Annotated in this window: 11 protein-coding genes; 4 read left to right on the top strand and 7 right to left on the bottom strand. The window is 40.3% G+C overall.

Features of this window, described 5'->3' with window-relative positions; genetic code table 11:
• Window positions 1-17: 17 nt before the first annotated feature.
• The 5 genes from BSO02S_RS03160 to BSO02S_RS03140 form a co-directional block, all read right to left on the bottom strand.
• Complete coding sequence (locus BSO02S_RS03160; protein ID WP_066062299.1) at window positions 18-1,484, bottom strand: 4-hydroxyphenylacetate 3-hydroxylase family protein; 1,467 nt, start codon at window positions 1,482-1,484, stop codon at window positions 18-20.
• 355 nt (window positions 1,485-1,839) lie between these two features.
• Entirely contained in the window at window positions 1,840-3,108 is a 1,269-nt protein-coding gene (locus BSO02S_RS03155; RefSeq protein ID WP_066062296.1) for a Zn-dependent hydrolase, read from the bottom strand.
• Between the two features lie 131 nt (window positions 3,109-3,239).
• Window positions 3,240-3,806: an FAD synthetase gene (locus tag BSO02S_RS03150; RefSeq protein WP_066062294.1), complete on the bottom strand. Its 567-nt coding sequence runs from the start codon at window positions 3,804-3,806 to the stop codon at window positions 3,240-3,242.
• A gap of 28 nt (window positions 3,807-3,834) precedes the next feature.
• Window positions 3,835-5,298: a 4-hydroxyphenylacetate 3-hydroxylase family protein gene (locus BSO02S_RS03145; protein WP_066062291.1), complete on the bottom strand. Its 1,464-nt coding sequence runs from the start codon at window positions 5,296-5,298 to the stop codon at window positions 3,835-3,837.
• A 49-nt stretch (window positions 5,299-5,347) separates the two neighbouring features.
• The gene (locus BSO02S_RS03140) at window positions 5,348-5,857 is read right to left on the bottom strand and encodes a flavin reductase family protein (protein ID WP_066062286.1); all 510 of its coding nucleotides are present in this window, start codon (window positions 5,855-5,857) and stop codon (window positions 5,348-5,350) included.
• 229 nt (window positions 5,858-6,086) lie between these two features.
• Between BSO02S_RS03140 and BSO02S_RS03135 the strand changes: the two genes are divergently transcribed.
• Together BSO02S_RS03135 and BSO02S_RS03130 are read left to right on the top strand one after the other, a co-directional pair.
• Window positions 6,087-7,403, top strand: a complete 1,317-nt coding sequence (locus BSO02S_RS03135; RefSeq protein WP_066062282.1) for a helix-turn-helix domain-containing protein — start codon at window positions 6,087-6,089, stop codon at window positions 7,401-7,403.
• Window positions 7,404-7,541: 138 nt separating this feature from the next.
• Window positions 7,542-7,736: an alpha/beta-type small acid-soluble spore protein gene (locus BSO02S_RS03130; RefSeq protein ID WP_066062279.1), complete on the top strand. Its 195-nt coding sequence runs from the start codon at window positions 7,542-7,544 to the stop codon at window positions 7,734-7,736.
• Between the two features lie 106 nt (window positions 7,737-7,842).
• Here the strand turns inward: BSO02S_RS03130 and BSO02S_RS03125 are convergent, their stop codons facing one another.
• Entirely contained in the window at window positions 7,843-8,976 is a 1,134-nt protein-coding gene (locus tag BSO02S_RS03125; RefSeq protein WP_066062277.1) for an NAD(P)/FAD-dependent oxidoreductase, read from the bottom strand.
• Between the two features lie 133 nt (window positions 8,977-9,109).
• A complete protein-coding gene (locus BSO02S_RS03120) occupies window positions 9,110-10,027 on the bottom strand; it encodes a ketopantoate reductase family protein (RefSeq protein ID WP_066062778.1) in 918 nt (305 codons plus the stop codon).
• 243 nt (window positions 10,028-10,270) lie between these two features.
• Here BSO02S_RS03120 and BSO02S_RS03115 point away from each other — a divergent pair, with 243 nt between their 5' ends.
• Window positions 10,271-11,659: a TldD/PmbA family protein gene (locus tag BSO02S_RS03115; protein WP_066062274.1), complete on the top strand. Its 1,389-nt coding sequence runs from the start codon at window positions 10,271-10,273 to the stop codon at window positions 11,657-11,659.
• Between the two features lie 4 nt (window positions 11,660-11,663).
• Entirely contained in the window at window positions 11,664-13,007 is a 1,344-nt protein-coding gene (locus tag BSO02S_RS03110; RefSeq protein ID WP_066062271.1) for a TldD/PmbA family protein, read from the top strand.
• The last annotated feature ends 149 nt before the right edge of the window (window positions 13,008-13,156 follow it).

Below are 13,156 nucleotides of genomic sequence, written 5' to 3'. Positions count from 1 at the left end.
TTTGCACCAAAATATAATCAGTTAATAGAAGTTTTGGTAGTTTTCTTTTTAATCCCAGCTGCCTGTCGCACCAATTCCCGCTGCGGCTCCATATCGAAATTGTTAAACACGGCCATCTGTTGCGCAAATGGCGGACTTTGGGCAAATAATTCAAACGTCGCCCGATGGCCAGCGTAAGAGGAATTCAACAAATCTCTTGCAAAATATAGTAATCTGCCTCGTTCTTCAGGCGTCCACTCGCCAACCGAGTAATATTGATCAAAATATTGCTTGATTTCCGGATCTGCCATCGTAGTAGAATCTGGAGTTACCGCTAATTGGCCGCCGACTAACTCTCTAGTTAAATGGGCCATCGCCGGGAAATTAGCTAATGCAAATACACGGCCGGTATAAAGAAGCGATTGATTTGGCATCATCAAGCCGCCTGGGCTTCTTTCCGCTTCGGCAACAGCAGCGGTTAAATGCGCATTGATTCCCTCGCGATAATTGATGAGCTGCGAAATTTTCTCTTTAACTGCTTGAAGATGGGTTAAACCGGTTTGTTCGACATTCAATAATGCAGCTCCGATTAAATAATCGGCTCTTCGCAACATTCTAAGGGTGTAGTTAAAGGCAGAATAACGATGAAGAGTGGAACGGATGTAGGCAGCTGATTCTAAGGAGCGATGGAATAGGACATTTTCCCATGGAATTAAAACGTGATCAAAAATAAGTAAGGTATCAATTTCTTCAAACTTCGTTGCAATTGGATAATCTTTTGGATTTCGGTCGGTACCGAGGGATGTCCGGCATATATGTTTTAGCCCCGGTGAACTCATATCGCAAATAAATCCGCAGGCGAAAGGAGCCATCTTTTCTGACCCGGCATTCCAATCTAAAATCGTTGGTTTAACAAATGCCTGGTGAGCATAGGCTGCGGCTGTTTCGAATTTCGCACCCTTTACCACAATGCCTTGGTCATTTTCCTCAACTACATGAAGCAATGTTCCACCGTCTTTTCCGCTGAATAATTTGCTTCTGTCGCCTTTTGGGTCGGTGTTCGCTGAGACATGGAACAAGTCTTCCCTAGCAACTCTGTCAATATGGTACTGAATATTTTTTGCATAAGTTGGATCAATTTCATTCAATTTATCTTGGGCGTCATAGAGGGACCACATTTCTCCAATTGTTTCATCCCCAACCCGATAAACAACGCCACCCAGATCATCAAGAACCGTTTCCACATGTTTCCGAATAGCAGTTAAGTCGGCTTTTGTTTCAGGCATTTTGTAAGCTCGGGAAACAATTTCGCTATCTGGCAGCATTACAGTTAAGGTTTCCTTATATTCCTTTTCATGTGCCATATCATACATTCTAGCTTTCACATCCACGATTGGCTTAAAGGATGGGTGTTCAGCAATATTCTTTACCTTTTCCCCGTCAATATAGACCTCCCTGCCATCATTTAGTGACTTACGGTACTGTTCACCTGTTTTTAATGCCATATTCATCCCCCCCTAATAATTCCCCTGATTGGAGCCCTTTCTAACTTTTTATTTACGGATTATTTCTTTAACTATTCTTTTAATTAAAAATAACACTTCCGCAGTGTTTATGTCAATTAAATTTTCTAAAAATTCATTATTTTATAAATTCAATATTTTTTATTTACTATATCATATTTCGTCCTTAATCTTGCACATCAATATCCCTTAATAATAGACCAATTATTGAGGAAACTATAGATAGTTTTAGTAGAATAATAAACAAAAAAAGGCGTGCTAATTAAATAGCAACTGCCTTCATTCTTTACATGAAAGTATGCAAAAAATAACCTTCTCCAAATCCTGCATTCATTCATTAATTGCCAGGTGGTACACTATACTCCGTTACAGAAAGGGCACGGTCTATATGAACGATTCCTTGCAAAATTAAGTTTCCTGCTTTTTCAATATCGTTCGGATGGCTATACTCTTCAGGGCAATGACTTTTCCCATCAATACTTTTCACGAATATCATAGCAGACTTAGTGATACTTGCCATATGGGCCGCATCATGCACGGCCATACTCGGCAGAGTCAAACAAGGTTCATCCATTTCCGTAGCAGCATTTTCAAGAATCGTAATAATATCTTGATCTAAAGCAACTGGTTTTTGATCAAGAAATACTTCTTGTTGGATTTTTACTTGTCTTCTCTTAGCAATTTCCTGCCAAGCCTCTTGGATGGCCTCTACTGTATTTTCAATTTTCTCCTCTGTCTCCGCCCTTACTTCAAAAATAAAATCAATCTGACCCGGAATTATATTCGCCGCATTCGGGCTTACATTTAATTTCCCTACAGTGCCAACTACATCCCCTTTGTCTTTGCAATACCGTTCAACTTCAAGGACCATTTCAGCCGCAGCTGTGAGCGCATCTTTCCTATTCTGCATCATCGTCGTACCGGAGTGATTGGGTTCGCCAATCACTTTAACAAAACTGCGAAATGTGCCGACAACACTGTAAATGACCGCCATTGAAATATTAGCACTTTCCAATCGTTGACCCTGCTCAATATGGAGTTCAATAAAAGCCTTTTTATCATTTTGCATGTTCACCATCATGGGGAATTTATCTAGACCGCCGCCAACCTTTATCAATTCATCATGAAGCAGACCACCTTTTGAATCGCGAGCATCGTGTAACTTTTCAACAGTTAACCGACCTACAAAGGAGCGGCTGCCGAATGTCGATAAATTAAAATCATTTGATTCTTCCGCGGTGAAGGAGACAATTTCAACATCATGATCCAATATAACCTTGTCCTCTATTAACGTTCTAATAATTTCTTTTGCCATGAGGACACCCAGCGGACCATCATATTTACCTCCATTCAGAACCGAATCCAAATGAGAGCCAATCACGATACTCCCTTTTTTTGTCCCATTGCCTTTGTGCTTTCCCCAAATATTTGCTGCTCCGTCAATCGTTACTTGTAAGCCCATATCCTCTAATTCTTCGATAAACAATTGACGAACCCGATGATCAGCTTTAGAAAAACTAGGCCTAGTGACACCACCATGTTCATTTTTTCCATACTCCGCATATTTCTCTAGATCTATTAGTAATCGATTAAGATTTATTTTCAAATCACCATGCCTCACTTTCCAACTTTGACATTAAAATGAAAAAATAGAGAGCAACAATTTGGAATGTGATCCATTATTGCTGCTCCGGTTATTTGGTTAACATATCATTTTACTAGGTTTGGTTTATTTCTTTATATGGCATAGGTTTTTTCTGAAAAAAAGGAAATAAAACGTGTATCTCCTAGTAATTTTTTTGCTAAAGTATAGTTTCCTTGCTTTAAGAGTGTACGAATACGTGACGACGAGATTAATTCATCTTGTTCACATCTCAGTGGGTTTAAAACACCGACATTAAAATAATGCTTTAAATCGGCAATGCTCCCCTTTCGATCTTTTCCAAATTGAAAGTTTGGACCTTCCCAGATTTCAACAGGGTTAATTGTCTGCAGCTCATTTATAAAGGAAGAAACAGTTTGTTTAGTAAACGCCTCGTTGAACTGGCCGACAATTACATATTCTACGCCCAGCATTTCAAGGCGGTTGAGCTTTTCTTCCAGCGTGGTGATCATTTGGCATTTTTTAAAGAAAACCTTCGGAGGCGGATCAAAGGTATAGACAACAAAAGGAACCCCAAGCTTCTCCGCCCGTTCTTTTGTTTTTAAAAGCAATGCCTGATGCCCTCTATGAACACCATCAAGGGCACCAATCGTTATAACAGATTTTGGGAGCTTCAAGGTACCTGATGTATGAATTTCCAATGAAAAAACTCCTTTCAGTTTGATTAATTTACATAGTAGAAACAGGTACAGGCTGTTTCAACCCTGCTGCCTGCCGGACCAATTCCCGCTGTGGCTCCATATCAAAATTGTTAAACACTGCCATCTGTTGGGCAAATGGCGGACTTTGAGCAAATAATTCAAACGTTGTTCGATGGCCGGCGTATGAGGAATTCAACAAATCTCTTGCAAAATAAAGTAATCTGCCTCGGTCTTCAGGCGTCCACTCGCCAACGGAGTAATATTGCTCAAAATATTGCTTGATTTCCGGATCTGCCATCGTCGTAGAATCTGGAGTTACCGCTAATTGGCCGCCGACTAACTCTCTGGTTAAATGGGCCATCGCCGGGAAATTAGCTAACGCAAATACACGGCCGGTATAAAGAAGCGATTGATTTGGCATCATCAATCCGCCCGGGCTTCTTTCCGCTTCGGCAACAGCAGCGGTTAAATGCGCATTGATTCCCTCGCGATAATTGATGAGCTGCGAAATTTTCTCTTTAACTGCTTGAAGATGGGTTAAACCGGTTTGTTCGACATTCAATAATGCAGCTCCGATTAAATAATCGGCTCTTCGCAACATTCTAAGGGTGTAGTTAAAGGCAGAATAACGATGAAGAGTGGAACGGATGTAGGCAGCTGATTCTAAGGAGCGATGGAATAGGACATTTTCCCATGGAATTAAAACGTGATCAAAAATAAGTAATGTATCTATTTCTTCAAACTTTGTTGCAATTGGATAATCTTGTGGATTTCGGTCGGTACCAAGGGATGTCCGGCAAATAGATTTTAGTCCAGGGGATCCCATATCGCAAATGAATCCACATGCAAAGGGAGCCATCTTTTCTGACCCCGCATTCCAATCTAAAATCGTTGGCTTAACGAATGCTTGGTGGGCATAGGCTGCCGCTGTTTCGAATTTTGCACCCTTTACCACAATGCCTTGGTCATTTTCCTCGACCACGTGAAGCAATGTTCCCCCGTCTTTTCCGCTGAATAATTTACTTCTGTCCCCTTTTGGATCGGTATTCGCTGAGACATGGAACAAATCTTCTCTAGCAACACGGTCAATATGGTACTTAATGTTTTTCGCATAAGTCGGATCAATTTCATTCAATTTATCTTGGGCGTCATATAGAGACCACATTTCTCCTATCGTTTCATCGCCCACCCGATAGACAACCCCGCCAAGATCATCAAGAACTGTCTCCACATGCTTGCGAATAGCGCTCAAATCTTCTTTTGTTTCAGGCGCTTTATACGCACGGGACACTAGTTCGCCATCCGGCAATGTAGTGGTTAATATACCTGCAAATTTTGTTTCATGTGCCATATCATACATTCTTGCTTTCACATCAATAATTGGCTTAAATGAAGGGTGTTCAGCGACATTCCGAACCTTTTCCCCATCTATATAAACTTCCCTTCCATCATTCAGCGAATCCCGGTATTGTTTACCTGTCATTAGTGCCATACGACTTCCCCCTTAAAAAAGTTTTTTCAATTACTGAATCTATTTCAAATTAACCCTCCAAAAATTGCCCAAATTTCCCGCGGTAGTACACTAAAGGTTCGCCATCAGCCGCATATGCATTTTGCACCTTAGCCAGAAAAACGGAATGAGTACCTCCTGTGACTTCCTCAACCACCCGACATTCAAGGTGTGCAAGTATAGACCCTAAAACAGGATTTCCTAACTCGCCGTATGAAAAATTAACATCCTTAAATTTATCCGTATTGGCTCTGGCAAATCTTAGTGCCAGCTCTTTTTGATTATCATTCATAATATTGACCGTAAAGGATTTCACCGCTGATATCGCATGGCAGGTTCCCGTACTTTTATTGACACAAACAAGAAGGATTGGCGGCTCAACAGAAACGGAACTGACAGCACTTGCCGTAATCCCAAAATCGACTTCATTATTCCTCACGGTGATAATCGAAACACCGCTGGCAAAATGACCAATCACATGTTTGAATTGATTCTGCTCAACCAAAGGTGAAAATTCTTTATTCTCCTCCGATACATTCATTTGTGAACACTCCTTTTTTAAATAAACGGAATTATTCTTAATATGTTCCCTAAATAAAACTATACAGAGCGAAAAAGCTGGTGTCAACAGAATTTTCAAAAAATTCACTGTAATTATGTTGGAAAATGTTAATAAAGGTGGAGTTATACGAAATCTTCAAGGAAATTTATTCCTAAATAATTAAGTAATTGCTATAATTAAATAACATCTTTTTTATGGGGGGAAACTTTTGAAACCTAGAGCTGGAATTATTGGACCTGATGACTCTGTCCAACTTATTTCTGAAATAGCAATTGAATATAATGACCGGCTGAAACCTGTCCCATTTATTTATCGAAACCCTGAAGAAGCCCCAGATATCATCCAAAAAAATCAACATTTAATTGACCTTTGGATTCTTGCAGGTCCTGCACTTTATAATTCCTTTATAAAGAGCGGAGTTAATCAACCTTTTTTTCTACTTCAGTTAGATGGCGCCAGCTTAACTAAAACCCTAGTAGAAATTGGTTACAATGATAAAAGAAACCTGGAAAGCATGAGCATTGATATGCTGGCGGAACGGGATGTTTATGAGACCTACCGCGACCTTGGGATTTCAAGCAAAAAAGTACATATTCAAGAGTATACCTATGATACTCCACTCGAAAATCTACTTTCCTTTCATCAAAAGCTTTATCAAGAAAGAAAAGTAGATATTTGTATCACTTGTCTGCGGTCAATCTATGATCAGCTGCGTTTACAAAACATTCCAACCTATAGAGTTTCACCTACAAGAAGCAACATCCGTGAGACCTTGTCGATGGCCGTCCAACAATGGGAAACGATGCATTTTAAACATTCTCAAATTGCCGCCATCCTAGTGAAAGTTCAAGGGATGGAGAAAAAAGAAGATCATAATATGGTGTCATATGATCTGCATCGATTAAATTTAGAGATTCAGGCAGCTATATTAAATTTTGCAGAATCAATATCAGGATCTTTTGTTACGATTGGAACCGGCGTTTTTGTTATTTTTTCAACAAGAGGTTCCTTGCAGGAAACCGAGAAACCAATCGGATCGGTTTTAGATAAATTGACCTTAATTACCGACTTACCATCTAATATTGGAATTGGTTACGGAGATACGGCTCTAACAGCCGAAGAAAACGCCCGTCTTGCCTTAAATCATGCACAAAATTATGATTCATTTTGCGCCTTCCTCGTTGATAATAGTGGAACAATTGAAGGACCATTAAAAGAACAAGAGGCCATTTCCTATCAATACCGAACAGAGAGTAAGGAAATAAGTGAGAAACTGAAAAATAGCGGAATTACAATCACAACTTTTAACAAAATTTTATCGGTACAGAAAAGAATGGGGAATGGTTCCATAACTGCTGCACAGATTGCAGAATGGTTAAAAATGACGACAAGAAACGCACGTCGAATTCTAACCGGTTTAGTAGAACAAGGAATCGCAGAAATTATCGGTGATGAGGCTCCTACCTCTAAGGGACGACCAAGGAAGATATACCGAGTCAGCGAAGGGCATGAAATGAATAAATAGTAGTCGAAGTATTTTAATATATTTGGGCGGAAATGGGATTTTAGTTAGTTTTTTATATGAATCAGAATTTTTATATAGGAAAAATTAAATACGAGCAATTTTTGATTGCTCAAAAAACTTCGTCGGGAGTGATGTATCATGGCTAGAAACAAACTTTTGGTTCCTGGTGTAGAAAATGTTCTAGATCAAATGAAGGAAGAAATCGCCAACGAGTTTGGAGTTCAACTTGGTGCTGATACGACCGCACGAGCAAATGGTTCAGTTGGAGGCGAGATGACCAAGCGTCTTGTCGCTTACGCTGAACAATCCTTACGAAATCAACAAGGCCAATAACCTGTGATTTCAAAAAAGAGGCTGCCCCTTGGGAATTTATGGGGCAGCCTTTTTTTCACTGACGTTTGGGACATAATTCAGCCCATTTAAATCTAGTTGAGTATTTTTAGTTTGTTATATCCCCCTTAAAAAGTGCCCCGGATACATCATAGCTGCTCAAGTCATTTTCTGTTTGTCTCCCTACTACAAGTTTGGCGAGTTCTGCACCTAGATATGGTCCGCTTGTTAACCCTGATGCGCCTAATCCATTAGCTATATAGATTCCATCATATTGTGGCAAAGCCCCTATAACAGGCAAAAAGCCCGGAGTGAAAGGTCGAAAACCTACTCTTGTTTCAAGAAAGGTGCAGCGGGATAAACCGGGTGCCACTTCAAGGACTTTGCTTAAAATTTCATTAATTCCGCCTGCCGTAACACGGTTGTCAAACCCCGCCTCATCTTCATGAGTCGACCCCACAACAACTCGGCCCTTTTCAAATGTGAGAATGTACTGGTTTTTGGGCGGCATGACAACCGGCCACGTGCTTGTATCCGTTTCAGGCATTTCAAGATGAACAATTTGCGCCTTTTGTGGCTTTACTAAAAACTCAACACCTAGTGGCTGTAAAAGCTCGTTTGACCATGCCCCCGCAGTGACAATTACTTGGTCCGCAAACATTGTCTCCTCAGCAAGCTTAATCCCGATAACCTGGTTCCCTTTTGTAACAATGGATGCATCCCCTCTCAGAAAAGTAACTCCATGTTTTATGGATGAGCGAATCAATGACTCACGTAAGGCTCTTCCATTTACTCGCGCTCCTCCACTAACATGAACAGCGCCATAATCCTCGGATAACGGTGGAAAAAGTTTCTTCGTTTCAGAAGGTGACAAAAGCGTAATCTCGCCTATTTCCGGTGCATCCTCCCGCCGTTTTCGCGCTCGTTCTGCCATCTGTTCTAGTTTCTTCATGTCTGTATGAAGACTCAATGCCCCTACCCGTTTATAGCCGGTTTCTATCTCATCATCCGCTTCCAATTGGGCAATTAATTCAGGATAGTAACGAGCCCCGCCTTTTGCAAGACTGTACCATGCTTTGTTGCGCCGTTGCGAAAGCCATGGACAAACAATTCCTGCTGCGGCATCTGTAGCCTGTCCTGGGTCCTCTCGATCCACCAAAGTAACCGCTGCACCTAGTTTGGCAAGGTGATAAGCGGTTGAGGCACCAAGAATCCCTGCACCAATCACAATTATTTTCTGCATAAAACACCTTTTCTTCTTTATTATTTCGCTGTTTAGATTTCAACCCAACGAAATCATTTCTTATATCACGGACAAGTTTAATTACAAAGCCTTTATTACTATAACTCCAATTGTATTATACTGTGAACGGGATTCAAAATTGACTTTCCATCTCCGTCACTCTATCATACAATTTTTTATTAATCGGTGTAGAAACGCCATATTTTTCGCCAAGTTTCAATACGGTACCTGCAAATAATTCTATCTCACTGAAGCGTCTCGCTTCCATATCCTGCGCCATCGATGGTTTTCCCTCTGAGTTTAATGTAGCTAGTACTCTTAACCAATAGTCCAGATCTGTTTCAGTTAAATGTATACCCTCTTTTTCGGAGATAGCGATTACTTCTTTCATCGCAGCAATCATGGTTTCTCTCGCTTGCCCTTCACTTTGAACTTCCCCATAATTACCTTCATACACAGCAACGGTTTGATTCACGCCGACATTAAGCATGAATTTACCCCATTGTCTCTTTCCCATATTTTGATCAATCTCATATGGAAAATCAATTTCTTCAAAAAATGCAGCTACTCTCTCTGCATTTTCTGTGACAACACCAGATTCCCAATCACCAAAACAGAGCATGCCCATATTGTCATAGGTTAACTGATTCCCTTCCTTCACAGCATCCATCCCTTGGGCAACACAGTATAAAATGTTCTCCATTCCATATGTTTGACCAATTATTGCTTCACTAGATATTCCATTTAAGGCGGATAGAATAATTGTCTGTTCACCAACATGATTTTTTACAGCTTGAATAGCGTCCTTCAACCCATCATACTTGACGGTAAAAATTAGTAAATCTGCGGGCTCGACCCTTTCATCTGGTGTTAAATAATTGAAAACACATTGCTCATCATTACAATAAACATGGTCTTGCTCATATCTCTTTATTCGCGCTGCATCTGCGATAATTCTTAAATCTGCATTAGGCATTTTCTTTGATAAATGATGACCAAAAAGAATTCCTAACGCACCTAAACCAATGATGGAAACTTTTTTTATTTTCATATCGTCTCTAATTCCTTTCAACAATTAATCAATCTTCCCTATTCGTATCAACTTTGGTATCTTAACTTAATCTTTATTTCTATTATAACTAGAATTTGCTGACTTCGCTTTTAATAAGCAATGGAGGTAAAATTAACCACCTACTGGAAAAATATTGTATGATAAATACGTATGATTAAATAGAAATATTCCAAATTGAGGAGTCTGAATATTTCTATTACTCAAAAACAATGGGAGGTCTTTATGCTTAGTAAATCTTTAATTGAGGACGTACTGACAGCTGCTTTATCAACTGGCGGGGATTTTTCTGAGATTTTCGTCGAGGATCGTTTTACCAATAACATCACCTTGCAAAGTGGAAGGATAGAAACATGTCTTTCCGGACGTGATTTTGGGGTCGGGATCCGTGTTTTTAAAGGGTTGCAAAGTGTATATGCTTATACCACGGACTTTAGTAAGGAAGGTCTGATTAATGCAGCCAAAAATGCAGCACAAGCCATTACCGGAAATACGATTATTCAACTCGTACCTCTTATTCATGAAAAGGCTGAAACCATTCATCCCGTTCAAATTATGCCGCAAGAGGTGGATAAATTTCGAAAAGCCGCCATCATGAAAAAAACTTATGACACCGCCAAAAACTATCACTCTAGTATTTCACAGGTAACTGTCCGTTTCATGGACGAAGAACAAAATGTGCTGATTGCTAATTCGGAAGGGAAATTTGCTGAAGACAAACGAGTTCGTTCAAAGCTGTCGATTCAGGCAGTAGCTGTGCGTGATAACCAAATGGAAACAGGTTTTCATGGACCTGGCGCCCATCAAGGCTTTGAATTTTTCGAGAATTTAAATATCGACCATTATGCGAATGAAGCAGCCCGAATTGCTGTGACGATGTTAGATGCGAGTCCATGTCCAAGCGGGAAATTCCCTGTGATTATCGATAATGAATTCGGCGGCGTTATTTTTCATGAAGCCTGTGGACATGGATTAGAGGCTACCTCTGTTGCGAAAAACAACTCTGTGTTTGCGAACCGCATTGGTGAAAAAGTTGCACCGTCCATTGTTACCTATATCGATGATGGCACGATTCAAAATGAATGGGGTTCCATCAATATTGATGATGAAGGCGAAAAGGCGCGCAAAAATGTCCTCATCGAAAATGGAATTCTAAAAGGCTACTTAATTGATAAATTTAATTCACGAAGAATGGGCATGGAATCAACCGGCTCCGGCAGAAGACAATCCTTCCGGTTTGCCCCAACCTCTCGGATGACCAATACCTATATTGCCCCTGGAAAATCAACACCTGAAGAAATCATTGCTAATACCGAACAGGGTATTTATACAAAATATATGGGCGGCGGACAGGTTAATCCCGCTACAGGTGATTATAATTTTGCCGTAATGGAAGCATATGAAGTAAAAAATGGAAAGCTTGGTAAACCATTAAAAGGAGCAACATTAATCGGAAATGGTCCAAAAACCCTACAGCTTGTCGATATGGTTGGAAATAATTTAGGGCATGGCGCCGGAATGTGCGGGTCACTTAGTGGAAGTATTCCTGTGAACGTAGGTCAGCCAATGATCCGTGTCAGCGAAATCACTGTCGGTGGGACAAAGGGGGAATAAGCGAATGAACATACAAGAATTTCAAACGAAGCTATTTAGTGCAGCACAAACTAGTGGTTTTACAGATGTTGAAATGTATTATGAAAAGAAGGAAGTTTTTGGATGCCAAGTATATAAAGGGGAAATTGACCAATATGAAATTGCCGAAGACGGCGGTGTTTCCTTCCGCGGGATAATCAATGGGAAAATGGGCTACGCTTATTCCGAAAAAATTGATAAAGCCTCCATCCCCTTCTTGTTAGAAAACGCGAAAGAAAATACACGAATCATGCATGATGAAGATATTGAAGAAATCTTTGCCGGAAGTAGTCACTATGGGCGGGGAAACTTTTTCTCCACATCCTTAAATGAAATAACCATCCCTGAAAAAGTCCAATTTATTAAAGATGTTGAACGTGAATTACTAGCTTTGGATTCTAGAATTGTTGCAACTGATTATTGCATGATTCGGACAGAATCAGCCTCCAGGAATCTGTCAAATAATAAAGGTTTGTCTTTAACTGACCAAATGAATTATTTGTATGTTATCGTGGAAGCGATCGTGAAAGACGGTGAGGAAACAAAAACATCGGCTGAATTTAAGGTAACAAAAGACTTCCATAGTTTAAATGCTAAGGAAATCGCCATAAAAGCAGCAGATGCAGCACTCTCCCAATTGGGTTCGAGAAATATCGCGAGCAAAGATTACCCTGTTCTTTTAAGGAATGATGCGGCAGCCAGCCTGTTAGCAATATTCTCGGCTAATTTTTCCGCAGAAAATACACAAGCGGGCCTTTCGTCCTTAAAGGATAAACTTGGAAAGCAGATTGCCGGGCAAAAGATTACAATTGTCGATGACCCATTCCTGGAGGAAGGTCTTGCCAGCCGAACCTTTGATAGTGAGGGGGTTGCGACAAAAAAACTTACATTGGTAGAATCAGGTGTTTTACAATCCTTGCTCCACAATCAAAAAACAGCAAAAAAGGAACAAACAAAAACCACCGGACATGCACATAAAGATTCTTATAAAAGTGCGGTCAAGGTCGGTCCTTCCAATCTTTATCTTGAGCCTTCCGGTGTTACATTTGAAGAGTTGCTTCGTGTTATGGACGAAGGCATTTTGATTACGGAGCTTTCAGGCTTGCATTCTGGGGCTAACACTGTTTCAGGTGACTTTTCAGTTGCGGCAAATGGATTCTATGTTGCGGATGGTAAGGTCCAATATCCGATTAATTTAATGACCATCGCAGGGAACTTTTATCAATTATTGCAGGATGTCGAAGAAATTGGCGCGGATTTAATTTTTCCATTGTCGCCGGTGGGATCGCCATCGGTTTTAGTGAAAACGTTGTCGGTTACAGTAGAGTAAAAGTGCTTTTTCGAGTGGGGGTCCAAATTGGACACCCACTTTTTAGGGATTTTATAAAAATTAGCGTCTAAAGAGGATGTTTTATCAGTATAAAAATGGGTGGCACCCTTTTTAGTATAGTTTTGCAGTTTTTACATTAGAAAATCTCT

Source organism: Neobacillus soli NBRC 102451 (genome assembly GCF_001591665.1).
Taxonomy (GTDB): Bacteria; Bacillota; Bacilli; order Bacillales; family Cytobacillaceae; genus Neobacillus; species Neobacillus soli.
The sequence above is the reverse complement of the archived record's forward strand: the minus strand, read 5'-3'. Positions and strand labels throughout refer to the sequence as shown.

What these genes read in the sequence shown, in the direction of transcription:
- BSO02S_RS03120 (WP_066062778.1), bottom strand. Translation starts at nt 10,027, where the DNA reads ATGAAAATAAAAAAAGTTTCCATCATTGGTTTAGGTGCGTTAGGAATT.
- BSO02S_RS03115 (WP_066062274.1), top strand. Translation starts at nt 10,271, where the DNA reads ATGCTTAGTAAATCTTTAATTGAGGACGTACTGACAGCTGCTTTATCA.
- BSO02S_RS03145 (WP_066062291.1), bottom strand. Translation starts at nt 5,298, where the DNA reads ATGGCACTAATGACAGGTAAACAATACCGGGATTCGCTGAATGATGGA.
- BSO02S_RS03140 (WP_066062286.1), bottom strand. Translation starts at nt 5,857, where the DNA reads ATGAATGTATCGGAGGAGAATAAAGAATTTTCACCTTTGGTTGAGCAG.
- BSO02S_RS03125 (WP_066062277.1), bottom strand. Translation starts at nt 8,976, where the DNA reads ATGCAGAAAATAATTGTGATTGGTGCAGGGATTCTTGGTGCCTCAACC.
- BSO02S_RS03130 (WP_066062279.1), top strand. Translation starts at nt 7,542, where the DNA reads ATGGCTAGAAACAAACTTTTGGTTCCTGGTGTAGAAAATGTTCTAGAT.
- BSO02S_RS03160 (WP_066062299.1), bottom strand. Translation starts at nt 1,484, where the DNA reads ATGGCATTAAAAACAGGTGAACAGTACCGTAAGTCACTAAATGATGGC.
- BSO02S_RS03110 (WP_066062271.1), top strand. Translation starts at nt 11,664, where the DNA reads ATGAACATACAAGAATTTCAAACGAAGCTATTTAGTGCAGCACAAACT.